The following is a 24249-nucleotide window of genomic DNA, read 5'->3' on the forward strand; positions in this document are numbered from 1 at the left end:
AACCAAAACCCGACGGGAGGGTTGGGGTTCCAAAACGCCTTGAAAACGCTGGAGAATGGAATGGCCCCGCGCGCCTATTGGAAGGGAACGTTGAAGCTGTCGCTGGTCAGTTGCCCGGTCGTGCTTTATCCGGCGACCACTGCGGCCGAGAAGACGCGGTTTCACATGATCAACCGCGAGACCGGCAATCGGCTCAAACAGCAGATGATCGATTCCGAGACCGGCGACGTCGTCGAGAGCGATCAGAAGGGGCGCGGCTATGAGCTGCGCAAGGGCAAATATGTCGAGATCGAACCGGAGGAGCTCGAAGCGGTCCGGATCGAGAGCAACCACACCATCGACATCGAGAGCTTCGTGCCGAGCGAGGAGATCGACCAGCGCTATCTCAACCACCCCTATTACATCGCCCCTGACGGAAAAGCCGCGGTCGACGCCTTCGCGGTTATTCGCGATGCCATGAAGGATCAGGACCGCGTCGCGCTGGCCAAGATCGTGCTGACCAATCGCGAGCACATCATCGCAATCGAGCCACTCGGCAAGGGCCTGCTCGGCACCACGCTGCGCTTTCCCTACGAGCTGCGCGACGAGGACCAGTTCTTCGAGGACATCAAGAGCCCGAAGATCACCAAGGACATGGTCGAACTCGCCGGGCACATCCTGCACACCAAGGCGGCGCATTTCGATCCGAGCGCGTTCAAGGACGAGTACGAGAACGCGTTGAAGGCGCTGGTCAAGCGCAAGGCCAGCGGCAAGAAGATCGAGCTGCCCGAGCCCGAGGAACGGCCGAGCAACGTCGTCAACCTCATGGACGCGCTGAAGCAGAGCCTGAAGGGACGCGGCGGAAAGAAGAAGACGGCGAAGTCTCATGCGCGCCGCGCGACGGGACGGCGACAAGCGTCGAAGAGGTCGCATCGATCCACGGCGCGGCAGAGGAAGGCGGGATGATTTGCCCCGTCATTGCGAGGAGCTCTTGCGACGAAGCAATCCAGTCTGCCTCTGCGGAGAGACTCTGGATTGCTTCGCGGAGCCTGTCATCGGGCCGCGCTTCGCGCGGACCCGTTGGCTCGCAATGACGATGTGGAGACAGAAGCGCACGACAACCACGATGCTGACGACGCGAGCGCCCTAATCCCCCGCCTTCAGCCGGTACCCGATCCCCGTTTCGGTGAGCACATATTGCGGCCGTTCCGGATCGGCCTCGATTTTCTGGCGAAGCTGGCGGACATAGACGCGTAAGTATTGCGCGTCGGTCAGCTCGTCCCAGAGCTCCTTGAGCAGGAAACGATGGGTAAGCACCTTGCCGGCGTGCTGAACCAGCACGCGAAGAAGATCGTATTCCTTCGGTGACAGCTTCACCTCGCGGTCGCCAACCTTGACGAGGCGGCGCACGAGATCGACGGCGAGATCGCCGGTACGGAACACGGGGCGCTCGCCCTTGACCTGAAGCTGGTGGCGCAGCGCTGCCCGCAAGCGGGCCAGAAGCTCATCCATGCCGAACGGCTTGGTCAGATAGTCATCGGCACCGAGATCGAGCGCCTGCACCTTGCCGGCCTCGTCGCCACGGCTCGACAGCACCACGATCGGTACGCCCTCGTTGCGGGCGCGGATGGTGCGCAGCAGCTCATGGCCCTGGATGTCGGGCAGGCCGAGATCGAGAATGATCAGCGCCGGCCCCTCGGCAAGCTTTTCCAGCGCGGTCTTGCCGTTCGATGCCTCCAGGATTTCATAGCCCTGCGTCGAGAGCCCCATCCGCAGCAGCTTTCGGATCGGCGGCTCGTCGTCGATGACCAGGACCTTGATCGGGGCGGCACTCATGCGGCGGTATCCAATGCGTGGGTCTGCGCCGGAACAGGCAGACGGATGGTGATGACCGCTCCGCTCCGGTCGCTGCGGTTGGCGGCCGAGATCGTTCCCCGCATCGCCTCGACGAAGCCGCGGGAGATCGCGAGCCCGAGCCCGGTGCCGGGCCGGACATGGTCGCCCTTCTGCACCCGGTAGAACTTGTCGAACACGCTCTCGAGCTCGTCGGGCGGAATGCCGCCGCCCTCATCGGCGATCTGGAGAACGACCTGATCCCGTTCCCGCTGACTGCGAATCGAGACCGTGGTGTCGCCCGGCGAATATTTCGCGGCGTTGTCGAGAAGGTTGAACAGCACCTGCTCGAACAGCACGGCATCGAGATCGAGCATCGGCAGATCGGCCGCCAGCACCAGCTCGACCTTGTGGGCGGCGAGGATCTTGGCCGCCCGCCGCAGCGCGCTGCCGACGATCTCACCGAGATCATGCAGCGCCGTGTTGGGCACGATGGCGCCGGATTCGAGCTTGGTCATATCGAGCAGATTGGCGATGAAGCGGTTGAGCCGCTCGGATTCGTCGATCACGGTGGCAAGCAGGTCGCGCTTCTCGGTGTCCGAGAGCGCGCCGGCGAGGTCGCGCATGGTGGACGCCGCGCCGAGCACGGAGGCCAGCGGCGTCTTCAGGTCGTGCGAGATCGAGGTCAGGAGCGCCGAACGCAGCCGTTCGGATTCGACCGTGCGCTTGACGCGGTCCATGTCCTCGACCAGCAGCACGCGCTCGATCGCGAGCGCGCCTTGGTCGACCAGCGCGTCGAGCAGCCGACGCTGGTCCGGCGTCAGCAGCGGGCCGCTGCGGTCGTCGTCGATGCCGATCACCCCGATCGGGCCGCGCCCGGTACGCATCGGCAGGAACAGCCGCTTGGCGCCGGGCAGCGTGTCCGAGCCACGTCCCGCAGGGCGGTCGTTGCTCCAGGCCCAATTGGCGGCGGCAAGGTCGGCCTGGTCGAGCTCGTCCTCGGGCGGGTAGCCCGACTTCACCATGAGCAGGCCTTCTTCCGGCAACAGCAGCACGACGCGGACCTTGAGCATCAATGCGATCTGGTAGGCGGTGGCCCATAGCACGTCGTCGAGCGTGGCGGTGCCTGCGAGCTTGCGGCTGAAGGCATGGAGCTGCTCGGTCATTCTGATCCGGCCGATGGCTGCATCGGCCTGGACGCGCACGCGCGCTGCGACATTGGAGACGATCATCGCCACGACCAGGAACAGCAAAAATGCGGCGACATTGGTCGGGTCGGTGATCGTGAACGTGTAGAGCGGCGGCAGAAAGAAGAAATTGTAGCACAGCGAGGCGGCGACCGTCGCGAGCAGCGAGGGCCATAGGCCGTAGCGGACCGCGACCGCGACCACCGCCGTCAGCAGCACGAGGTCCACGTTCTCGATGCCGAAGCGCGGCTGAATCAGCTCCGCGGCGCCGAGGCCGACCAGCACAATTCCCAGCGCTTTCAGATAGGGCAGCGGATCGAACGGCTCCGACCGCGCAGCGGTCTGCACTGCCGTCTTGGGCGCCGCTTCGCCCGGCAATTCGTCACCGGCGATGACGTGGACCGTGATGTTGCCGGCGCGGCGCACGAGATCATGCACGACGGAGCCGCGCGTCATCTCGAACCAGCGCGAGCGACTCGACTTGCCGATCACGATCTGGGTGACGTTGTTGCCCTGCGCGAAGTTGACGACGTCGTCGGCGATGCGGCGGCCGACGGCGGGAATCGTCAATGCCTCCCCGCCGAGCGCCTCCGCGAGCCGCAGCGTATCGGCCAGCCGGTCGCGCTCCTCGTCGGAGAGCTGGAGCGAGCGGCGCGTCTCGATCGAGATCGCGGTGAACGGCGCATGCAGCCGATCGGCCAGCCGTTTGGTGTAGCGCACGAGGCCGGCCGCGCGCGGGTCCTCGCTGACGCAGACGAGGATGCGCTCGCCCGCGGCCCAGGGACCGGGAATCGCGTTCGCCTGCATGTGATTGAGCAGCTGCTCGTCGACCCGTTCGGCCGTACGCCGCAGCGCCAGCTCGCGCAAGGCCGTCAGATTGCCCGGCGAGAAATAATGCTCCAGCGCCCGTTCGGCCTGCCTGGGCACATAGACCTTGCCCTCCTTGAGCCGTTGGATCAGATCGTCGGGGGTGAGATCGATCAGCTCGATCGCATCGGCGCGGTCGAACACCGAATCCGGAACGGTCTCGCGCACCCGCACGTGGGTGATCTGGGCGACGATGTCGTTCAGGCTCTCGATGTGCTGGATGTTGACGGCGGTATAGACATCGATGCCGTGGGAGAGCAGTTCCTCGACGTCGAGATAACGCTTGGGGTGGCGGCTGCCGGCCGCGTTGGTGTGGGCAAGCTCGTCGACCAACGCGATTCCCGGCCGACGCGCGATCACCGCATCGAGGTCCATCTCCTCGACGATCTGGCCGCGGTAGTCGAACCTCTTGCGCGGGACCATCTCGAGACCGCGTACCAGCGCCTCGGTCTCGGCGCGTCCATGGGTCTCGACGAAGCCGATCACCACGTCGATGCCGGCCTTGCGCCTGGCGTGGGCGCTTTGCAGCATCTCATAGGTCTTGCCGACGCCGGGGGCGGCGCCGACGAAGATCTTCAACTTGCCGCTCGCGCTTTCCTCCCGGCGCGCCGCTTCCAGCAGCGCCTCGGGCGACGGACGTTGTTCGGGATCGCGGCGCTCTCGGACCATCTTCCCAATATAGTCATCTGTGCACTGCGAGCCTAGACCGCTACTTCGCCGCGACCTGATCGAGCGCGAGATTCAGCGCCAGGACGTTAACGCGGGGTTCACCGAGCAGGCCGAGCAGGCGCCCCTTGGTGTTGGCGGCGACGAGCTGCTTGAGCTGGTCCTCCGACATATGGCGCGCCTTCGCCACGCGCGGCACCTGGAATTCCGCCGCTTCCGGCGAGATGTCCGGGTCGAGGCCGCTGGCCGAGGTCGTGACGAGGTCGACCGGCACGGCCGCATTCGGATTCTCGGCCTTCAGCTTGTCCACATCCTCCTTCAGCCGGTCGGCCAGAGCCTTGCTGGTCGGGCCGAGATTGGAGCCGCCGGAGTTGGCGGCGTTATAGGGTGCCGACACCGTCTTGCTGGAATCATTCGGGTCCGGCGCCAGCGTCGCCGAGGGGCGGCCGTGGAAATATTTGTCGTCCTTGAACTCCTGGCCGATCAGGGCCGAGCCGATCACCTTGCCGTCCTTTTCGATCAGGCTGCCCTGCGCCTGCACGGGAAACAACGTGCCGGCAATGGCAGTCATCGCCAGCGGATAGGCAAGGCCCGTGATGGCGGTGAGCACCAGCAGCAGGACAATGGCGGGGCGGATTTCTCTGAGCATGTGTTTTCTCCAATTTCTGCCGTCATTGCGAGCGAAGCGATCATCTCACCCGTCGTTCCGGGGCGATGCGAAGCATCGAACCCGGAACCTCGATATTCCGGGTTCGCCTCTACGAGGCGCCCCGGAATGACGGAAAACTTCTCCTCGCAATGACGAACTCAAGCCAAATGCAGGGCGGTCACCGCGAGGTCGATCGCCTTGATGCCGATGAAGGGAATGACGATGCCGCCGAGGCCGTAGATCAAGAGATTGCGCCGGAGCAGCGCGCCGGCACCGACCGCGCGATAGGCGACGCCCTTGAGCGCCAGCGGAATCAGCGCGACGATGACAAGCGCGTTGAAGATGATCGCCGACAGGATGGCGCTCTGCGGGCTCGACAGGCTCATGACGTTGAGCACGTTGAGCTGGGGATAGAACGCCAGGAACATCGCCGGGATGATCGCAAAATACTTGGCGACGTCGTTGGCGATCGAGAACGTCGTCAGCGCGCCACGCGTCATCAGCAGCTGCTTGCCGATCTCGACCACCTCGATCAGCTTGGTGGGGTTGGAATCGAGGTCCACCATGTTGCCGGCCTCGCGAGCGGCCTGGGTGCCCGTGTTCATGGCGACGCCGACATCGGCCTGCGCGAGCGCCGGGGCGTCATTGGTGCCGTCGCCGCACATGGCGACCAGCTTGCCCTTGGCCTGCTCGTCGCGGATCAGCTTGAGCTTGTCCTCGGGCGTTGCCTGCGCCAGGAAGTCGTCGACGCCCGCCTCGGCCGCGATCGCGGCGGCCGTCATCGGGTTGTCGCCGGTGATCATGATGGTGCGGATGCCCATGCGGCGAAGCTCGGCGAAGCGCTCGCGGATGCCGCCCTTGACGATGTCCTTGAGCTGGATGACGCCGAGCAGCTTGCCGTCCCTGGCGACCGCCAGCGGCGTGCCGCCGGCTTTCGAGATCTCGTCGGCAATGGCCTGGACTTCGCGGCCGACCTCCGAGAGCCCGGCGGGCTGGATCGCGCGTGCCGCGTTGCCCGAAACAACCGTCAGCGGCGCGCCGCCGCCGACATAGTTCAGCATGGCATCGACCGCGCCCTTGCGCACCGAGGAGCCGCCGGCATCGACGCCGCTCATACGGGTCTGCGCCGTGAAGGGGATGAAGGTCGCACCCAGTTCGGTCATGTCGCGGCCACGGATGCCGTATTTCTCCTTCGCCAGCACGACGATGGAACGGCCTTCCGGCGTCTCGTCGGCGAGCGAGGCGAGCTGGGCCGCATCCGCGAGCTCCTGCTCGGTAACGCCGCGGACGGGGCGGAAGGCGGTCGCCTGCCGGTTGCCGAGGGTGATCGTTCCGGTCTTGTCCAGCAGCAGGGTGTCGACGTCGCCGGCCGCCTCGACGGCGCGGCCGGACATCGCCAGCACGTTGAAGCGCACGAGGCGGTCCATGCCGGCGATGCCGATGGCCGACAAGAGCGCGCCGATGGTGGTCGGGATCAGCGTCACGAACAGCGCGACCAGCACGACCACCGAGATCGAGCCGCCGGCATAGGCCGCGTAGCTCGGGATGGTGACGGTGGCGAACACGAAGATGATGGTCAGGCCCGCCAGCAGGATGTTGAGCGCGATCTCGTTCGGCGTCTTCTGCCGCTCGGCGCCCTCGACCAGCTTGATCATGCGATCGATGAAGGTCGAACCCTGCGCTGCGGTGATGCGGACACGGATCACGTCGGACAGCACCTGGGTGCCGCCTGTGACCGCCGAGCGGTCTCCGCCGGACTCGCGGATGACAGGCGCGGATTCGCCGGTGATGGCGGCCTCGTTGACGGAGGCGACGCCCTCGATCACCTCGCCGTCGGAGGGAATGGTGTCGCCCGCCTCGACCAGCACGATATCACCGACCTTCAGGCTGGTGCCCGGCACCAGCTTGAAGTCCTGGCCGGAGCCGGTCAGCAGCTTGGCCTGGCTCTCGGTGCGCGTCTTGCGCAGCGATTCGGCCTGCGCCTTGCCGCGGCCTTCGGCGACCGCCTCGGCAAAATTGGCAAACAGCACCGTGAACCAGAGCCACAGGATGATCTGGAAGGTGAAGCCGAGATTCGCACCGCCGGTGACGACGTCGCGAAGGAAGATGACCGTGGTGAGGGCGGCGACGACCTCGACCACGAACATCACGGGATTCTTCACCATCAGCCGCGGATCGAGCTTGGTGAAGGACGCCTTGATCGCTGGCATCACGATCTTCGGATCGAGCATTGCCGACATCGGCGCACGCTTTTGCAGTTTCGTCGTATCCATGGAGTTCACTCCAAACATTCAGAAGACTTGTCGCTCAGAACACTTGCTGCCTGTCGCTCAGAACACCTGGCCGGCGTTCATTGCGAGGTGCTCGACGATCGGCCCGAGCGCGAGCGCCGGGAAGAAGGTCAGGCCGCCGATGATCAGGATCACGCCCACAACCAGGCCGACAAACAGGCCGCCGGTGGTCGGGAAAGTGCCGGCCGAGGGCGGCACGGACTTCTTGGCCGCCAGAGAGCCCGCAATCGCCATCGCCGGAACGATCATGAAGAAGCGGCCGACGAACATCGCGCTGGCGAGCGTCAGGTTGTAGAACAAGGTGTTGCCGGTGAGGCCCGCAAAGGCGGAGCCGTTGTTGCCGGTCGCCGATGTGAAGGCGTAGAGAACCTCGGTGAAGCCGTGCGGGCCGGCATTCGCCATCGAGGCGACCGCCGCCGGATAGACCACGCCGACCGCGGTCCAGCCGAGATACATCAGCGGCGGCACCAGGATCGCGAGCATCGCCATCTTGACCTCGCGCGCCTCGATCTTCTTGCCGACATATTCCGGCGTGCGGCCGACCATGAGCCCTGCGACGAAGATCGCGAGCACGACGAACAGCAGCATGCCGTAGAGACCGGCGCCGACGCCGCCGATGATGATCTCACCGAGCTGCATGTTGATCAGCGGGATCATGCCGCCGAGCGCTGTGAAGCTGTCATGCATGGCGTTGACGGCACCGCAGGAAGCGGCGGTCGTCACCACGGCGAACAGCGAGGATGCAACGATGCCGAAGCGCACCTCCTTGCCCTCCATGTTGCCGCCGGTGAGGCCCAGCGCATGCATGGTCGAGGTGCCATTGGCTTCCGCCCAGTAGGTGACGGCAACGCCGGCGACGAACAGCACGCCCATCACGGCGAGGATCGCCCAGCCCTGACGCTGGTTGCCGACCATGCGGCCGAACACGTTGGTCATGGCTGCGCCGATCAGGAAGATCGACAGCATCTGCACGAGGTTCGACAGCGCCGTCGGGTTCTCGAAGGGATGCGCCGCATTGGCATTGAAGAAGCCGCCGCCGTTGGTGCCCAGCATCTTGATCGCGACCTGCGATGCAACCGGGCCAACCGCGATGGTCTGCTTGGCGCCTTCGAGCGTGGTCGCCTCGACATAGGCACCCAGCGTCTGCGGCATACCCTGCCAAACCAGAAACAGGCAGTATACGACGCAGATCGGCAGCATCACGTAGAGCGTGGTGCGGGTGACGTCGACCCAGAAATTACCGATCGTGCGCATCGACGCACGCGAGAAGCCGCGGATCAGAGCGACCGCGAGCGCGATACCAGTCGCGCCCGACAGGAAGTTCTGATGCGTCAAACCGACCATCTGGACGAGATACGAAAGCGTGCTCTCGCCGCCGTAATTCTGCCAGTTGGTGTTGGTGATGAAGGAGATCGCCGTATTGAAGGAGAGATCCGGGGCGACTGCGGATTGCCCGGCGGGATTGAAGGGCAGCATCGCCTGCAATCGCATCACGCCGTAGATGATGAGGAAGCCGCCGACATGAAACAGCAGCATGGCGACCGTGTAAGTCAGCCAATGCTGCTCGCGCCTCTCGTCGACGCCGGAAATCCAGTAGATGCCGGCCTCGATCGGACGCAGCACCGGCGACAGGAAGGTCCGCTCGCCATTGAACACGCGCGTCATGTACCCGCCGAGCGGCTTGGTCAGCGCGACGATGATAAGGCAGAAAAGAATGATCTGGAGCCAACCGATCACAGTCATGGCATTAACCCTTCAGGCTTTGTGTCCGGCGCAGGAGTGACAGGAGCAGCGCAAGCAGGCCGGCGACGAGCGCGGCGTCGGCCAGCAGCAATTTTGCGAGCAGCAGCACGGATCAGAACCGCTCGGGCCGCAGCAAGGCGTAGGTGAGATAAACAAGAAGGCCGAGCGAGACCGCCCCGGCGAGTGCATAATCGAAGATCATGTTCCGCTCCGTCACAGCCGTTCGCAGGCATAGGTGTAGCCGATCGCGAGGGCGAAGAAGGCGAAGCCCAGCGCCAGCATCAGAATGTCCATCATGACAATATTCCTCGGTACGAGACGATATCCGGCGTAGCCCGTTTCTGGATCCCGGCCGGCCGTTGCTGCGTGCGATTGAGTACGTGCATCGCCCGACCGGAACTTCACCGCGCTGACGTGCCATCGCGCACATAGGTTTTCGAGATGAGGCCTATGGCAACGATATAGGAATCTCATAAAAACCGGCCCGTCGCGGCGGGCTATTCTACGAACCGGCGACGCAATCCGGGCGGCCGTTCCGGGGGAAGCGCCGCGACGCATTCCACCCATCGCTTTCGCGACCGATCGTTACGGCAGGCCGGAGCCAAGGTCTTTTCAAAAAGCCCTGCTTCCATGAGGCCTTCGCCTTCGGCGAGACGCCGGCGGTGGGTCCGTCGCTCCTTCGGGCAAGAATCCGTGCACTTATGAAATGCCTATATCTCTGGCCCGATCCCCATCTCGTTTTCAAATGCCCTCCCAGCCATCTAGGTAATGCCGGCCGACTGACCGACGCCCATTCCAGGAGGCCTGACATGACCGCCGTTCTCCGACGCCTCGCCCCCCCTTCCCTCAGCGAACAGCTTCGCGCGGCCCCGAAGATGACGAGGCCGTTGATGTTCAACATCATCGACGGCGCCTGCCGGCGTTTCCCTTCGCTCGGCCAAAGCGAACGCACCGCGCGGATCATGCGCCTGATCGACATCGAGGCCTGGGCCGATGCGACGCTGGCGCTGTTGGAGCTCGAGCTGCCGCTGTGGCAGGTCCGCCGCATCGCCTATGACGAGGGCGAGTGGCATTGCGCGCTATCGCGTGAGCGTGAGCTGCCGGACTGGCTGGACGCCGCGGTCGAGGCGCGCCACCCGGACCTCGCGCTCGCCCTGCTGTCGGCATTCGCCGAGGTCCAGGCCCAGCGCGCCGTGCCGCCGCGACCGAGCGTTCCGCCCGTTCGTTCCGCGCCTGACCAGCTCTACGAGCCTCTCGTCTGCGACAATTTCGGCTAAGGCGCCGGACGGATTTCAACCGTGTCGCAAGCACCGGACATGCCGCGAACGCTGAGCCCGACGCGCGTGCTGGCGCGCTTTGCCGTCCGCCTCGCGCTGCTCGTCGCCTTTGCCGCGTTCGGCAGCATCGGCTTCGGACCAAGCCTGGCTGCACTGCTGTGGATGTCGATCATCCTGTGCGCCGTCGCCGGCCTGGTCAGGCGCGAGCCGCTGTTCGGCACCGCTCTCAATCATTGGGACGAAGGCGTGGCCTTCGGCGCGTTGTTCGCGCTGGTTCACCTCGTCGAGGCCGTGACCTGACAGGTTCGCAGCTTTATGGCGCTCCTATGAGATCGCCGCAGGGTCGCCCTCGAAATCATATTCGCTTGAAGAGATATTGATCGGAGGCGATGGCCATACGTCCGTCGCCGTCGTCAATCGGAAGGAATACTGAAGTGAAACTCGTCGAACCTCCCTCGTGCCCATCACCCTCGACCATCGTTTTCGTCGGCAGAAATCGCCGGGGACAGTGGATCGCACAAGAACAGAATGGCCTTTATGGCGGCCTGTTCGTCAGCCGCGCGCAGGCGATCAAATATGCGCTGTGCGAAAACGGCCAGCATCCCGAGACCATCGTCGAGCTCGCGCGTGAGATCGAGCTCGATATGGGGAAGAGCGCCCGCCTCTCGCAACGCGCGGCCTGAGCCGACGCCATTCGGCAGAGCACCATGTTCATCCCTCCCTCCGCCTGGTTCACCGGATTCGTTCCGGACCTGCCGACACCGTTCGATGCGGCGGACGCGATCGACCTCAGGGCCTTCGCTGCACTCTGCGAACGTCAGATCCGCGCCGGCGTACCGGCCCTCGTGGTCTGCGAGACCGCCGGCGAGGCGCCGACGCTCTCGCTGGCCGAGCAAGAGCTGCTCATCCGCGCTGCGGTCGACGTCGCCCGCGGCCGGGTGCGGATCATCGCCGGCGCGATGTCGAATGCGACCAGCCAGGCCATCGAGCTCGCGAGACGCGCGGAGGCTGCCGGTGCCGATGCCGTCATGGCCGTGGTGCCGGCTTACAACAGGCCGATGCAGGACGGGATGCTCGCGCACTTCCGGGCGATTGCCGGCGCGATCGGCCTGCCCGTGATTCTGCACGACATTCCCTCCCGCACGCTGCGGCCGCTTGCCGACGAGACTCTTCTGCGTCTCGTCGAATCCCGCCGGGTCGTCGGCCTGCGCGATGGGAGCGGCGACATCACCCGTCCCATGCGTCTCGCCCGGCACCTGCCGGCCAATTTTCGCTTGCTATCCGGCGACGACAGCACGACGTTCGGCTTCCTCGCCGATGGCGGCGACGGCGCGATCTCGGAGGTTGCCAACGTCGCGCCGGATCTCTGCCGCGCCATCCTCTCGCAGGTCAGGCAGGGCCGCCTGCAATCCGCCCGATATCTCGACAAGCGGCTGATGCCGCTCATCGGGTGTCTCGCCGAGGAGAGTCCGGCCGCCCTCAAATACGCCTTGAGCACGCTCGGCCTGATGTCGCCAGCCACCCGGCTGCCGATCGTGCCGCTGGGCGACGCGGCCCGCGCCGAGGTCATCCGGGCGTTCGCTGCGATCTCCGACGAAGAGCTGATCGACGGCATCGGAGCCTGATGTTTTCGCAGACCGTCCGGATATCGCATGTTTCAGTCAACCGAAGGATCTCACAGGCTGCTTCGGGCCTGGAAGCTGGCGCTGCTGCGCTTTGCAGTCACGCTGGACGATTCCGACAGGCTCAATGTTGCGGCTATCGCAACCGAGCTCGATCGCCTCAGCGGCAAGGCCGGCGATTCGCTGCACTTTTTCCGGCGAACCAGCTCCCAATTGTGTGCGGCAATCAGTGGAGAGCAACAGAACGCGGAAACGACGCTGGACGGATTCTGCAAGCAGATCGAGGAGCCGCGGCTGCGGCTCGCCTTTGCTGCGGCGATCGGGACCATACCTCCGGACCCGGCACCGGCCCAGGTCAAACCGAGGCGAAACCCCGACCTCTTCAGGGGGCTTCCGGCGCGACGGTCCGCGTCTTTATGACATTCCTATAGGACGGCTTCGCCGTCCATCTCGCAATCCTACGCCATGACGATGATCATAGGGGGTGGCTGTAGCGGCGGTCCGCTGCGCCACGGACAAGGACTTCGAAAATGTCGATGCTGACGCAAAGCTTTGGCAGGGCCTTGGACGGGACCGATCGCCATGCGCGGATATCGGAAGCTCGCAAGGCCCAACTCAAGCGCGTCGCGCTCGGCGCGCTGACCGTACTCACGATGGGCAGCGTGCTCACCGCGCTGATCGCGCTCCGAACCGCAATCTACGTCTGGCATCTGCACACCTGAGCGGGGGCCACTGTCATGACCTTGCAGATGTGTGAGGAAGCCGCCATGGCCGCCATCGCCCTTCGGGCCGCCCGTCACCGACCCGAGCTCGAGCCGCTCGCCCCTGCTGTCGTGAGCGCGGCCATTCCAGCCTCCTTCATCGACGTCGACATCGAGAACCGCGGCAATCCGCTCATCGCACTGGCCGTGGGAGCGAGGCAGTGGATCGCACGCGTGCTGGCAAGGCTGCGGTCATGATCGAGCTCAAGATCGTCATCCTGGTTGCGTTGGTGGCTGCGTTGCTGCTCGGCATGCACATCGGCGCGGCGCCTGCCCCGGACAAGTAGCATGCAGCTCCTCAAGGGAAATCTCGAGCACGCGATCACCACGACTATCCTGACCATGACGCTGAGCCTGATCTGGGGTGCCGTCCTGACACTCGTGATCACCCTCCTCGCACGGGGGCTCGGCGTCTAGGACGTCCGTATGGCGATCGGCCCATGACTGCCTATGAGGCAAGCAAACGGGCTCGCAGCGCGGTCGCCCGGCCGGGTTGAGACGGCGTATTCCGCGGAAAGAACCCGGCTGATCTGGCGCAATTTCACGGAACCGTGTAGAGCGGTTTCATGAGCACCAGCAACGTCAACGTCGTCGCCCATCCCCTGGTCCAGCACAAGCTCTCATTGATGCGGGAGAAGGACCGCTCGACCAAGAGCTTTCGCGAGATCCTGAACGAGATCGGGATGCTGCTCGGCTACGAGGTGACGCGCGACCTGCCGCTGGAGCTGGTCGACATCGAGACGCCGATTGCGCCGATGCAGGCACCCAAGATCGCCGGCAAGAAGCTCACGCTGGCGCCGATCCTGCGCGCCGGCGTCGGCTTCCTCGACGGCATGCTGGCACTGATGCCGTCGGCGCGCATCGCCCATATCGGGCTCTACCGCGACCCCGAGACGTTGCAGGCCGTGGAATATTACTTCAAGGCGCCGCAGGACTTGTCCGACCGCACCGTGATCCTGATGGACCCGATGCTGGCGACCGGCAACTCGGCCTGCGCCGGCGCTTCCCTGCTCAAGGCGCGCGGCGCCCGCGACATCCGCTTCGTCTGCCTCCTGGCCGCGCCGGAGGGCATCGCGCAGTTCCAGAGCGAGCATCCCGACGTCCCGGTCTGGACCGCCGCAATCGATGAGCGGCTCAACGACCACGGCTACATCGTGCCGGGCCTGGGCGATGCCGGCGACCGGATGTTCGGCACCAAGTAGACAGGTTTGCGGGATGGGGTTACTCCGGTTGCCATGCGTACCGACGAACTTTCGCTGCAGTCGCTGATCGGCACGGAGCCCGCCGCCGCTCCCGCGTTCCTGTTCGACGGCACCGCGGTCTCGCGCGCGGAATTTTCGACCAGGGTCGAGCAGACCGCGGCCTGGCTTGCTGCACAGGGCGTCGGCAAGGGCGACGTCGTCGCGGTCTGGCTGGTCAACCGGGTCGAGTGGATCGCGCTGCTGTTCGCCGCTGCCCGCCTTGGTGCCGTCGTCGCCGCCGTCAACACGCGCTACCGCAGCGCGGAGGTCGCGCATCTGCTTCGCGTGTCCGGCGCCAGGCTGATGGTGATCGAGGCAACGTTCCGCTCGATCGACTTTGCCGCCATCCTTGCCGAGATTGCCAAGGACGAGGTACCCGCACTGCAACAGATTGCGGTGGTCGGCGCGGATGCGATCCCGGCGCATTGGCCGTGTGTGCGGTTCGATGCCTTCGACCAGTCCTATCCGCCCGCACCGCCGGCTCAGGACGATATCGACCTGCCGGTCCTGCTCTACACGACGTCGGGCACGACCAAGGGGCCGAAGCTCGTTGCCCATTCGCAGCGGACGCTGGCCACGCATGCCGCGTCCGTCGCCGCGGCGCTCGCGCTTGACCCGCAGCGTCATTCGCTGCTGGCGATGCTGCCGTTCTGCGGCACGTTTGGCATGACGAGCCTGCTCGGCTTCATCGCAGCGGGCGCGACCATCCACGTGCTCGACGCCTTCGAGGCAGCGCCGGCCCTGAAGATCCTCGGCGAGCATGGGATCACGCATTCCTTCGGCTCGGACGAGATGTTCCGCCGCATCCTCGCGCTTACGGATGCCCCACGTCCGTTTCCGAAGCTCGAAGTCTGCGGCTTCGCCGCATTCCAGCCCGGCTGGCGCGAGCTGGCAGCGGAGGCGGAGACCCGCGGCATGAAGCTGTTCGGCCTCTACGGTTCGAGCGAGGTGCAGGCGCTGTTCTCGGTGAGCCGCGGCAGCGATGCCTTTGCCGACCGCATCGAAGGCGGCGGCTGGCCGATGTCGGCGGATGCGAACGTCCGCATCCGCGATGTCGAGACCGGCGAGCTTGCCGCCAGCGGCGTTTCCGGCGAGATCGAGATCAGCGCACCGTCGCGCTTCCTCGGCTACTTCAACAATCCCGAGGCGACGCGCGAAGCGATCACCGCCGATGGGTTCTTCCGCACCGGCGACATCGGCCGGCTGCGCGGCGATGGCTCGTTCGTCTACGAGACCCGCGCGGGCGATGCGATGCGGCTCGGCGGCTTCCTGGTTGCACCCGGCGAAATCGAGGACGAGCTCAAATCCTGCGCCGGAGTGGCCGATGCCCAGGTCGTCGCGGTCGATCTCAAGGGCCAGGCACGTTGCGCCGCCTTCGTGATCCCGGCTGGAGACCCGCCGCGACAGGAAGCGCTGACCGCCCATTTGCGCGAGCGGCTCGCCGGCTACAAGCTGCCGGCGCGGATCTATGTCGTGGACGCCTTTCCGGTCGCCGACAGTGCCAACGGCGTCAAGATCCAGCGCGCCAGGCTTCGCGCCATGGCGATGGAACGGATCGCCGCCGAATAGGCCGGCCTTGTTGGTTCGCGCCGGAACGGCCGTTCAGTACGACTTCGCGAGTCCCAGCACCTTTTCCGCGATGAAGCTGAGCGCGAGCTGCGGGCTGACGGGCGCGATGCGCGGGATCAGCACCTCGCGCAGATAGCGCTCGACGTGGAATTCCTTGGCGTAACCGAAGCCGCCATGGGTCATCACCGCCTGCTCGCAGGCCGAGAAGCCTGCCTCGCCCGCGAGATATTTCGCGGCGTTGGCCGCCGCGCCGCACGGCATGCCCTTGTCGTATTGCCAGGCCGCCGACATCACCATCAGCCAGGCCGCCTCGAGCTCGACCCAGTTCACCGCGAGCGGATGCTGGATGCCCTGGTTCTTGCCGATCGGGCGGTTGAACACGGTGCGCGTCTTGGCATATTCGGTCGCGCGCGACAGCGCGAGCTTGCCGAGCCCTACGGCCTCCGCGGCGATCAGGATGCGCTCGGGGTTCATCCCTTCGAGAATGTACTGGAAGCCCTTGCCTTCCTCCCCGATCCGATCCTCCATCGGAATTTCGAAGTCCTCGAAAAACAGCTCGTTGGAATCGACGATCTTGCGGCCCATCTTCTCGATCTCGTGGACCTTGATCTTGTTGCGGTCGAAGTCGGTGTAGAACAGGCTGAGGCCGTGGGTCGGCGAGCGCACGTCCTCCAGCGGCGTGGTGCGCGCCAGCAGCAGGATCTTGTGCGCGACCTGGGCGGTCGAGATCCACACCTTCTGCCCGTTGACGATGTAGCGGTCGTTCTTGGCGACGGCGCGGGTCTTGAGCTGCGTGGTATTGAGGCCGGTGTTCGGCTCGGTGACGGCGAAGCACGCCTTCTCGCGGCCTTCGACCATGGGTGGCAGCATGCGCTTGCGCTGTTCCTCGGTGCCGAACACGACGACTGGATTGAGCCCGAACACGTTGATGTGCACCGCCGAGGCGCCTGACATGCCGGCACCGGACTCGGCGATCGTGCGCATCATGATCGTGGCTTCCGTGATGCCGAGCCCGGAGCCGCCATATTCCTCCGGCACGCAAATGCCGAGCCAGCCCGCGTCAGCCAGCGCCTTGTGAAAATCGTGCGGGAAGCCGCCGTCGTGATCCTTCTTCAGCCAGTAGGCATCGGGAAAGCCTTCGCAGATCTTGGCGATGGCGTCGCGAATGGCTTCCTGCTGATCGGTGAGCGCGAAATCCATGGTCTTGATCCCCTCGCTGGAGCCTCTCGCGGCTCACATGCCCGATCCTTGAGACAAGCCGGAAACGACAGCGGAGCCGCGACCGCGCAGTCCCCTTCCGTTGGCGTTCCCCACTCCAAGGTCGTGGCCGGTTGCTGCGCCCGGACGTACCCTCGTTTGCGTTGTTTAGCTCGAAAATCTGAGGACAGATACGTGAATTTGTCCGTCAACTGTGTGTACCATGCATGGCGTCATGCGGCGCGACGCCAAGAGCGCGCCGTTATTTCGCAGGGAGGAAACCGCGATGGCCGGACTTTATTTCGAGGACTTTTCCGTGGGCCAGGAGTTCAGGCACCCGCTGACCCGGACCGTCACGGAGATGGACAACACCCTGTTCAGCCTGCTCACGCTCAATCCGCAGCCGCTGCACATCGATGCGCATTTCTCCGAAAAGACCGAGTTCGGCCAGCGCATTTTCAACAGCCTTTACACTCTCGGCATCATGATCGGCATGACGGTCTATGATACGACCATGGGAACAACCGTTGCCAATCTCGGCATGACCGACGTCACCTTTCCGAAGCCGGTCTTCCATGGCGACACCTTGCGGGCGACGACGAAGGTGCTGTCGTTGCGGGACTCGAAATCCCGCCCCAAAGCGGGCATCGTCGAGTTCGAGCACCACGCGCTCAACCAGAACGACGAGATCGTCGGCAAATGCCGGCGCATGGCGATGATGCACAAGAGGCCGGTCTGATGCGTTCGATGCTGTTCGTGCCGGGCGACTCCCCGCGCAAATTCGAGAAGGCGCGCGAAGGTAGAGCCGACGCGCTGATCATCGATCTCGAGGATTCCGTCGTCGCGGAGAAGAAGCAGGAAGCGCGCGGGTCGACGCTGACGATGCTGAAGGGCTCTCGCGGACCGCACCAGCTCTATGTCCGCGTCAACGCGCTCGACGCCGGCATGACGCTCGCCGATCTCGCCGCGGTGATGCCGGGCAAACCCGACGGCATCGTGCTGCCGAAATCGCAAGGCGGCGACGATGTGCGGCGAGTCGCGACCTGGCTGGAAGCGTTCGAGGCGGCGTCCGGCATCACCGCCGGCGCGACGCGCATCGTCTGCGTCGCGACCGAGACCGCGGGCTCGATCTTCGGCCTCGGCAGCTACAAGGGATGCTCCCCTCGCCTCGCCGGCCTGATGTGGGGCGCGGAGGATCTGTCGGCTTCGCTCGGCGCCACCGAAAAGGCCTCGGGCGGTGTATTCCACAGCCCGTATCGCCTTGCGCGCGATCTCTGCCTGATGGCGGCGGCCGCGGCCGAGGTTGCGCCGATCGATACCGTCTATACCGACATCGACAATCTCTCAGGGCTCGAAGCCGAAACACGCGCGGCACGGCGCGACGGCTTTTCGGCCAAGGCGCTGATCCATCCCAAGCATGTCGATATCGTCAACGCGGCGTTCGCGCCGACCGACGCCGAACGCATATGGGCCGAGAAGGTGATCGCCGCATTCGCAAGCAATCCCAATTCCGGCACGCTGCGGCTCGACGGCCAGATGATCGACAAGCCGCATCTAAGCGCCGCCAGGAAAATCCTGGGTCAACCCTGAGATCGGGACGCAAGCCTCGCCATAATCGATCGTCGTCGCAGCGCCAATTGCACGGACATCGATCGGCTGCGGCCGAAGGCGGCGGACTGAAGCTGAGGCGTCAGTCGAATCCCTGAACCGGCGGCGTCGCGGCTTGCGCGGGGGCGGCAGGCGTGGCCTGAACGGGTGTGGCCTGGACGGGTGCGGCTTGCACGGGCGCGGCCTGAACCGCCGGCGGATTGCCGGCCGCTCGCATTTGGCCGTTGGCATTCATTGCCTCGCGCGTGCGCGGTGGGACGCGGGTCGCGGCCGCGCGACGCGGTGGCTGGCGGTGTCTTGCCGATTGCGAGCCTCTCAAGCCCCAGGACCGGGCGATCGAGGGTCCGGCGGTGTAGCCGACCAAGGCCCCGGCAACGGCTCCGACCGGGCCAAGCACGACCGCTCCGGACAAGGCACCGAGCGCTGCCGAGCCCGCGCGCTCCTGCGCAAGCGCGCTTGCCGGCACACAAGCCAGTATTGCAATAGCGGTGATCAGAGCCTTGTGCATCGGAGTGCCTCCCTCACGGAAGATCACTCTCGCTCAAATATGGCGGCACCACGTTGCTATATGGCCCATCGCAGGGCAATCGACCGATGGAACTTCGGCAGTTGACGATATCCGCCCGCCGATCGGGCTCCCGCAGAGGCCGGCCGACCAACTCCTAATGCGCGATGCGATCAGAATGAATCGTCATCGCGCTTTAGCTTGTTGTTTGAGCATGATCTTTCCGGAAAACCGCTGCACGCTTTTCCGGATCATGCGCTAGACGATCTTGATCGACATGTCCGGCAGGCCCTCGAGCTTACACAACAGCACGTCGCCCTTCACCACCGGGCCGACATTCTCCGGCGTGCCGGAATAGATGATGTCGCCAGCTTTGAGCTCGAACGCGTCCGACAGCTTTGCGATCTGCTCGGCGACGCTCCAGATCATCTTGCTGAGGTCGGAGTTCTGCTTGACCGTTCCGTTGATCGCCAGCGAGATCGCGCCCTTCTCGAAATGTCCGGTCTTGCTTGCCGGGTGAATCGGGCCGAGCACGGCGGCGTGATCGAAGCTCTTGCCGATCTCCCAGGGCTTCTTCTCCGCGGCCATGCCGTTCTGGAGATCGCGCCGGGTCATGTCGAGGCCGAGCGCGTAGCCGTAGACATGATCGAGCGCCTTCTCGACCGGGATATTGGTGCCGCCGGATTTGAGCGCGGCGACCAGCTCGACCTCGTGATGATAGTTCTTGGTCAGCGACGGATAGGGATGCTCGGCGACCTGTCCGATCGCGACGTTCTGGATCGCGTCGGTCGGTTTCTGGAAGAAGAACGGCGGCTCGCGGTTCGGATCCGAGCCGCGCTCGATCGCATGCGCGGCATAATTGCGCCCGATGCAGTAGATGCGGCGCACCTGAAACACCTCGGCCTCGCCGACGATCGGAATCGTCACCATCGGCACCGGAAAGAGCGGCTTGGGTCCGGCCTGCGCGGCAGCGGGAACAGCGTCGGCGAGGCCCGCCGCCGTCACCGCCGCTGCGGCCGTGAGCATGCTTCGTCGCGTGGTTTTTGTCATTGGCTTCACTCCCTGGTTTTCGTTTCTTGCCGGACGCATGTCTTAGAACCAAACGAAGGGCCGGCAAATGTCGGCCCTTACGCCTCAGGTCGCGATGCGATCGAAGAACGCACGAACCTTCTGCGCGCAGACGTCCGGGTCGGTGGCGGCGACGTGATAGGAATCGCCGGGCAGCACTTCCAGCTTCGAGCCCGGGATCGTCTCCTGCCACGCCTTCACGGAGGCAACGTCACCGAGCCCCGAGCCGGTCGTGGTGATCACCAGCGCCGGACGCTTGATCGAAGGAAGCTCGCCGGTGACATCGACCGTCGGCACCATCTGGAGGAACGCCTCCAGCGTCGAGGCCTTGGTCTTTGACATCAGCTTGATCCACCAGTCGAGCGCTTCCGGCGGCAGCGACGAGCCGAGCCGGCCGGCCGTGGTCTCGCGCACCCAGGCCTCGACGCCCTGCTCGCGGATCTGCTTGCGCCAGGTCGGCGCCCGCTCGTTGAACGAGGTCAGCGACGCCGGCGCACCGACCGCGGCGACCGCGATCACACGATCCGGATGCTTTGCCGTCAGATGCATCGCCAGCGTCCCGCCGATCTTGCCGCCGATCAGGAACACGCGGTCGAGCTTCAGCGCGTCGAGCACGCGGATGATGTCGTCGCCAAGTCCGGCGAAACGATAGGCATAGGTGCCCTGCATCGGCGTCGAATCGCCGTAGCCGCGAAGATCGGGGCGCACCACCAGATGATGCGTGGCGAAGTAAGGCACCCAGCGCCGGAACGCCTCGCCGCTCTCGGCGAGCCCGTGCAGCAGCACGACCGGCGGCTTGGTATCCCATGGCAGCAGATAATCGTCGATGCGAACGGCAAGCTCGCAATCCTCGCTGACACCGATCTTCCGCAGTTCGCTAGCCATCAGATGCACCTCGTCCCACCACCGTCGACATTGATGCAGGTACCAGTAATGAAGGATGCGCGGTCTGAACAGAGGAACGCGACGAGGCCGGACACCTCGTGCGGCTGCCCGACCCGGCCGAGCGGAACCGAGGCGATCGCGGTGGCATTGGTCGCGCCCTGATCCTGACCCGAGATTGCCGCGCCCTGCGAGATCAGGCTGTCCCAGCGATCGGTCTGCACCGGTCCGGGATTGACGCCCGTGACCAGCACATTGTCCGGCGCGCATTCCTCGGCCAGCGCCAGCGTGAAGTTCAGCAGCGCCGCATTGACCGCACCGCCTGCCATGTAGGCCGCACGCGGCTGGTGCCCGCTGCGGCCGATGATGTTGATGACGCGGCCCCAGCGCCGGTCACGCATGCCCGGCAGGACATTGCGGGCGCAGCGCATGTAGCCGAGCAGCTTCAGCTCGATCGACTTGGCCCAGGTCGCATCCGGCGTGTCCGCGATCCGGCCCATTGGCGAGGCGCCGGCATTGTTGACCAGGATGTCGACGCGGCCGAAAGCCTCGCGCGCCGTATCCATCGCGCGCGCGATGTCGTCGGGCCTGGTCATGTCGCCGGCACAGGCGATCACGCGCCGTCCCGTATCCCGCGACATGTCCCGCGCCGACGCCGCAAGCCGTTCGGCGTCGCGCGCGACGATCACGACATGCGCCTGCTCGCGTGCCAGCTCGGCGGCGATGGCACGGCCGATGCCGATGCTGCCGCCGGTGATGACGGCAACCTTGTCGCTCAGATTCAGATCCATGACGCTGCCCTAACCCATTAATCGACGGTGGCGCCGGAAGCCTTGATGATCTTGCCCCACTTCGCGGTTTCGTCCGTCATGAACTGACCGAATGCTTCCCCGAACACGGTGCCGGGCTCGGCCCCAAGCTCGGCAAGCCGCTTCTTGACGTCAGCCATCTTCAAGATGGCTTCGAGCTCACCGCTCAGCTTGGCAAGCGCGGGCCGAGGCGTTTTGGCCGGCGCCACCAGTCCGAACCAGGAGGAGGCCTCGAAGCCCGGGATGGTCTCCGCGACAACAGGCACGTCGGGCAGGGCCTCCGCGCGTCTTGCGCCCGCGACGGCGATCGCGTTGATGGCCTTGCCCTGCACCTGCGGCAGCACCGCCGGCATGTTGTCGAACATGAAGGGAATCTGACCCGCGAGCAGATCGTTCATCGCCGGCGCAGCGCCACGATAAGGCACGTGAACGATATCGATGCCGGCCATGCTCTTGAGCAGCTCGCCGGCGAGATGATTGGTCGAGCCGATGCCGGACGAGCCGAAATTCAACGTCCCCGGCTTGGCCTTGGCAAGCGCAATCAGTTCACCGACGTTCTTGGCCGGCACCGAGGGATTGACGACCAGGACGATCGGCACGGAGGCGATCAGCGCCACCGGCGCAAAGGCTTTTGCGGGATCGAACGGCAGCTTCTTGTAGAGGGAGCCGTTGATGGTCAGCGGCGGCGGCGCGGTCAGCAGCAGGGTGTAGCCATCGGGTTCGGCGGTCGCGACCGTCTCGGCACCGATATTGCCGCCGGCGCCGCCGCGGTTCTCCACCAGGAAGGTCTGGCCGTTCCGCTCGGTCAGCTTCTGCGCGACGATGCGGGCAATGATGTCGTTGGACCCGCCGGCCGGGAACGGCACGATGATCTTGACGGGACGGGAGGGGTAGTCCTGCGCACCCGCAGAGCCGGAGAACAGAACGGCCGCGCAGGCGGCCAGAAAGGTGCGTCGCCAAACCCCGCGCATGGGCACTTCCTCAATGCTGGTCTTATTGTTGATTGATGAGTCACGCCGTCAGCAATGGCCTCAATTGTCCGGCTTCGTCAAGCCGCTCGCGTCTCCACCCGATCTGTCGGGCGGGCGACTCTCGTCCTGCCAGCGATCGATGTCACTTCGACGACAGCATTCAGGACTTCAGCGCGTCCCGCGCCGTCTCCGGCGCCAGCAGCGTGGCGATGATCGTGACGATCGACAGCGCGATGATGTAGACCGACACCGCCCAGTACGAGCCCGCCCAGGCGAGCAGCGCAGCCGCAATCAGCGGCGAGAACCCGCCGCTGAGCGCCGCCGCGACGTTGGCGCCGAGCGAAGCCCCGCTGTAGCGCACCTTTGTGCGGAACAGCTCCGGCATGAACGCGGCCTTCGGCCCGAACAGCAGCGCATGGGTCAGCGTCATCGTGACGACGAGCGCGAGCGTAATCAGCGCCGGCTCTTTGGTGTCGAGGAACCAGAACAGCGGGAATGCCAGCGCCACCGAGAACACGCCGCCGGCGAGATACAGCGCCCTGCGGCCGAAGACGTCGGACATCCAGCCGGCGAGCGGCAGCGTCGCGAACTCGACGATGGCGGCATAGACCACCGCATCCAGGATCACCTGTCGCGGCAGTCCGAGCTTCGTCGTCGCATAGACCACCGTGAAGACGGTGAGGAGATAAGCGAGCCCGACCTCCGACACCGTGATGCCGATCGCGAGCAGAAAGCTGCGCCAGTCGCGGCGCAGCACCTCGAGCACCGGCTGCGCCAGCACCTCCTTGCGCTCGACCACATCCTTGAAGTGGGGCGTCTCGGCGAGCTTGAGCCGCACGATGAAGCCAACGCCGACGAGCAGGATGCTGATCAGGAACGGGACGCGCCAGCCCCAGCTGAGGAAATCCGCCTCGGGCAGCTTCGTCATCAGCGCGAAGATGCCGGTGGAAGCGGCAACGCCGACGGGAAAGCCGATCTGCACGAGACTGCCGTAGAAGCCGCGGCGGTTGCCGGCGTGCTCGATCACCATCACCACGGCGCCGCTCCATTCGCCCCCGAGCCCGATGCCCTGGACGAAGCGCAGGCAGACGAGCAGGATCGGCGCCCAGATGCCGATCTGGTCATAGGTTGGCAAGCAGCCGATCAGGAACGTGCCGAGCCCCATCGCGATCATGGTCGCGACCAGCATGGTCTTGCGGCCGAGCCGGTCGCCGTAATGCCCGATGATCGCGCCTCCGATCGGCCGGGCCACGAAGCCGACGGCATAGGTCGAGAACGCCACGAGCGTGCCGACAAAGGGATCGAAGCTCGGGAAGAACAGCTTGTTGAAGACGAGCGCCGCGGCGGTGCCGTAGATCAGGAAGTCGTACCATTCGATCGCGGTGCCGAGCGCACTCGCCCACACCACATGCGCCGTCGTCGATTTCTCCGCTGAAACGGAGACCCCAATTGCTGCCGTCATGCCCTGCCCCAAAACTACGGATGGCATCATGGCCAATCGTGATGACGGTTGCAACCTGCGAG

At 65.2% G+C, this 24249-nt stretch carries 27 protein-coding genes; 13 read left to right on the plus strand and 14 right to left on the minus strand.

The window, feature by feature from the left end; all coding sequences use genetic code 11:
• Positions 1 to 60 precede the first annotated feature (60 nt).
• The gene (locus HAP40_RS31215) at positions 61 to 945 is read left to right on the plus strand and encodes a Ku protein (protein ID WP_166814029.1); all 885 of its coding nucleotides are present in this window, start codon (positions 61 to 63) and stop codon (positions 943 to 945) included.
• A gap of 180 nt (positions 946 to 1125) precedes the next feature.
• Here HAP40_RS31215 and HAP40_RS31220 read toward each other — a convergent pair whose 3' ends face one another.
• From HAP40_RS31220 to HAP40_RS31250, 7 genes are all read right to left on the minus strand, one after another.
• A complete protein-coding gene (locus HAP40_RS31220; protein ID WP_166814027.1) occupies positions 1126 to 1815 on the minus strand; it encodes a response regulator in 690 nt (229 codons plus the stop codon).
• Positions 1812 to 4535 carry a sensor histidine kinase gene (locus HAP40_RS31225; protein ID WP_166814025.1) on the minus strand — a complete coding sequence of 908 codons (2724 nt, stop codon included), beginning with the start codon at positions 4533 to 4535 and terminating at the stop codon, positions 1812 to 1814. Before HAP40_RS31225 ends, HAP40_RS31220 begins: the two co-directional genes overlap by 4 nt.
• Positions 4536 to 4575: 40 nt before the next feature.
• Positions 4576 to 5181, minus strand: coding sequence for a K(+)-transporting ATPase subunit C (locus HAP40_RS31230; protein ID WP_166814023.1), 606 nt, complete (start codon positions 5179 to 5181; stop codon positions 4576 to 4578).
• 158 nt (positions 5182 to 5339) lie between these two features.
• Positions 5340 to 7454: a potassium-transporting ATPase subunit KdpB gene (kdpB, locus tag HAP40_RS31235; protein WP_166814021.1), complete on the minus strand. Its 2115-nt coding sequence runs from the start codon at positions 7452 to 7454 to the stop codon at positions 5340 to 5342.
• A gap of 57 nt (positions 7455 to 7511) precedes the next feature.
• Positions 7512 to 9215, minus strand: coding sequence for a potassium-transporting ATPase subunit KdpA (kdpA, locus tag HAP40_RS31240; protein ID WP_166814019.1), 1704 nt, complete (start codon positions 9213 to 9215; stop codon positions 7512 to 7514).
• A gap of 112 nt (positions 9216 to 9327) precedes the next feature.
• Positions 9328 to 9417, minus strand: coding sequence for a K(+)-transporting ATPase subunit F (locus tag HAP40_RS31245; protein ID WP_166814017.1), 90 nt, complete (start codon positions 9415 to 9417; stop codon positions 9328 to 9330).
• An 11-nt stretch (positions 9418 to 9428) separates the two neighbouring features.
• Complete coding sequence (locus tag HAP40_RS31250) at positions 9429 to 9620, minus strand: hypothetical protein (RefSeq protein WP_166814015.1); 192 nt, start codon at positions 9618 to 9620, stop codon at positions 9429 to 9431.
• 404 nt (positions 9621 to 10024) lie between these two features.
• Between HAP40_RS31250 and HAP40_RS31255 the strand changes: the two genes are divergently transcribed.
• From HAP40_RS31255 to HAP40_RS31300, 10 genes are all read left to right on the plus strand, one after another.
• A complete protein-coding gene (locus HAP40_RS31255; RefSeq protein ID WP_166814013.1) occupies positions 10025 to 10492 on the plus strand; it encodes a hypothetical protein in 468 nt (155 codons plus the stop codon).
• A gap of 21 nt (positions 10493 to 10513) precedes the next feature.
• Positions 10514 to 10792 carry a hypothetical protein gene (locus tag HAP40_RS31260; RefSeq protein WP_246741239.1) on the plus strand — a complete coding sequence of 93 codons (279 nt, stop codon included), beginning with the start codon at positions 10514 to 10516 and terminating at the stop codon, positions 10790 to 10792.
• A gap of 134 nt (positions 10793 to 10926) precedes the next feature.
• Positions 10927 to 11175: a hypothetical protein gene (locus HAP40_RS31265; RefSeq protein WP_166814011.1), complete on the plus strand. Its 249-nt coding sequence runs from the start codon at positions 10927 to 10929 to the stop codon at positions 11173 to 11175.
• 24 nt (positions 11176 to 11199) lie between these two features.
• Entirely contained in the window at positions 11200 to 12117 is a 918-nt protein-coding gene (gene dapA / locus HAP40_RS31270; RefSeq protein WP_166814009.1) for a 4-hydroxy-tetrahydrodipicolinate synthase, read from the plus strand.
• Positions 12118 to 12144: 27 nt separating this feature from the next.
• Complete coding sequence (locus tag HAP40_RS31275) at positions 12145 to 12534, plus strand: hypothetical protein (RefSeq protein ID WP_166814007.1); 390 nt, start codon at positions 12145 to 12147, stop codon at positions 12532 to 12534.
• A gap of 110 nt (positions 12535 to 12644) precedes the next feature.
• The gene (locus HAP40_RS31280; RefSeq protein ID WP_166814005.1) at positions 12645 to 12836 is read left to right on the plus strand and encodes a hypothetical protein; all 192 of its coding nucleotides are present in this window, start codon (positions 12645 to 12647) and stop codon (positions 12834 to 12836) included.
• 45 nt (positions 12837 to 12881) lie between these two features.
• Complete coding sequence (locus tag HAP40_RS31285; protein WP_246741238.1) at positions 12882 to 13073, plus strand: hypothetical protein; 192 nt, start codon at positions 12882 to 12884, stop codon at positions 13071 to 13073.
• Between the two features lie 90 nt (positions 13074 to 13163).
• Positions 13164 to 13292 (plus strand): hypothetical protein, encoded by a 129-nt coding sequence (locus HAP40_RS31290; protein WP_256380457.1) that lies wholly within the window; start codon positions 13164 to 13166, stop codon positions 13290 to 13292.
• A gap of 149 nt (positions 13293 to 13441) precedes the next feature.
• Positions 13442 to 14077, plus strand: coding sequence for a uracil phosphoribosyltransferase (gene upp / locus HAP40_RS31295; protein WP_008560080.1), 636 nt, complete (start codon positions 13442 to 13444; stop codon positions 14075 to 14077).
• A 33-nt stretch (positions 14078 to 14110) separates the two neighbouring features.
• Positions 14111 to 15685, plus strand: coding sequence for an AMP-binding protein (locus HAP40_RS31300; RefSeq protein ID WP_166814001.1), 1575 nt, complete (start codon positions 14111 to 14113; stop codon positions 15683 to 15685).
• Positions 15686 to 15718: 33 nt separating this feature from the next.
• Here HAP40_RS31300 and HAP40_RS31305 read toward each other — a convergent pair whose 3' ends face one another.
• Entirely contained in the window at positions 15719 to 16885 is a 1167-nt protein-coding gene (locus HAP40_RS31305) for an acyl-CoA dehydrogenase family protein (protein ID WP_166813999.1), read from the minus strand.
• Positions 16886 to 17168: 283 nt separating this feature from the next.
• Here HAP40_RS31305 and HAP40_RS31310 point away from each other — a divergent pair, with 283 nt between their 5' ends.
• Positions 17169 to 17621: a MaoC family dehydratase gene (locus HAP40_RS31310; RefSeq protein WP_166813997.1), complete on the plus strand. Its 453-nt coding sequence runs from the start codon at positions 17169 to 17171 to the stop codon at positions 17619 to 17621.
• A complete protein-coding gene (locus HAP40_RS31315; RefSeq protein WP_166813995.1) occupies positions 17621 to 18472 on the plus strand; it encodes an HpcH/HpaI aldolase/citrate lyase family protein in 852 nt (283 codons plus the stop codon). Before HAP40_RS31310 ends, HAP40_RS31315 begins: the two co-directional genes overlap by 1 nt.
• 100 nt (positions 18473 to 18572) lie before the next feature.
• Here HAP40_RS31315 and HAP40_RS31320 read toward each other — a convergent pair whose 3' ends face one another.
• The 6 genes from HAP40_RS31320 to HAP40_RS31345 all read right to left on the minus strand — a co-directional run bounded on the left by HAP40_RS31320 (position 18573) and on the right by HAP40_RS31345 (position 24187).
• Entirely contained in the window at positions 18573 to 18998 is a 426-nt protein-coding gene (locus HAP40_RS31320) for a hypothetical protein (RefSeq protein WP_166813993.1), read from the minus strand.
• Positions 18999 to 19253: 255 nt separating this feature from the next.
• Positions 19254 to 20045 carry a fumarylacetoacetate hydrolase family protein gene (locus HAP40_RS31325; RefSeq protein WP_166813991.1) on the minus strand — a complete coding sequence of 264 codons (792 nt, stop codon included), beginning with the start codon at positions 20043 to 20045 and terminating at the stop codon, positions 19254 to 19256.
• An 84-nt stretch (positions 20046 to 20129) separates the two neighbouring features.
• Complete coding sequence (locus HAP40_RS31330) at positions 20130 to 20948, minus strand: alpha/beta fold hydrolase (RefSeq protein WP_166813989.1); 819 nt, start codon at positions 20946 to 20948, stop codon at positions 20130 to 20132.
• Positions 20948 to 21736 carry an SDR family oxidoreductase gene (locus tag HAP40_RS31335; RefSeq protein WP_166813987.1) on the minus strand — a complete coding sequence of 263 codons (789 nt, stop codon included), beginning with the start codon at positions 21734 to 21736 and terminating at the stop codon, positions 20948 to 20950. Before HAP40_RS31335 ends, HAP40_RS31330 begins: the two co-directional genes overlap by 1 nt.
• A gap of 17 nt (positions 21737 to 21753) precedes the next feature.
• Positions 21754 to 22725, minus strand: coding sequence for a Bug family tripartite tricarboxylate transporter substrate binding protein (locus tag HAP40_RS31340; RefSeq protein WP_166813985.1), 972 nt, complete (start codon positions 22723 to 22725; stop codon positions 21754 to 21756).
• Between the two features lie 160 nt (positions 22726 to 22885).
• Positions 22886 to 24187, minus strand: a complete 1302-nt coding sequence (locus HAP40_RS31345; protein WP_166813983.1) for an MFS transporter — start codon at positions 24185 to 24187, stop codon at positions 22886 to 22888.
• Positions 24188 to 24249 lie beyond the last annotated feature (62 nt).

It is taken from the genome of Bradyrhizobium sp. 1(2017) (genome assembly GCF_011602485.2).
Taxonomy (GTDB): Bacteria; Pseudomonadota; Alphaproteobacteria; order Rhizobiales; family Xanthobacteraceae; genus Bradyrhizobium.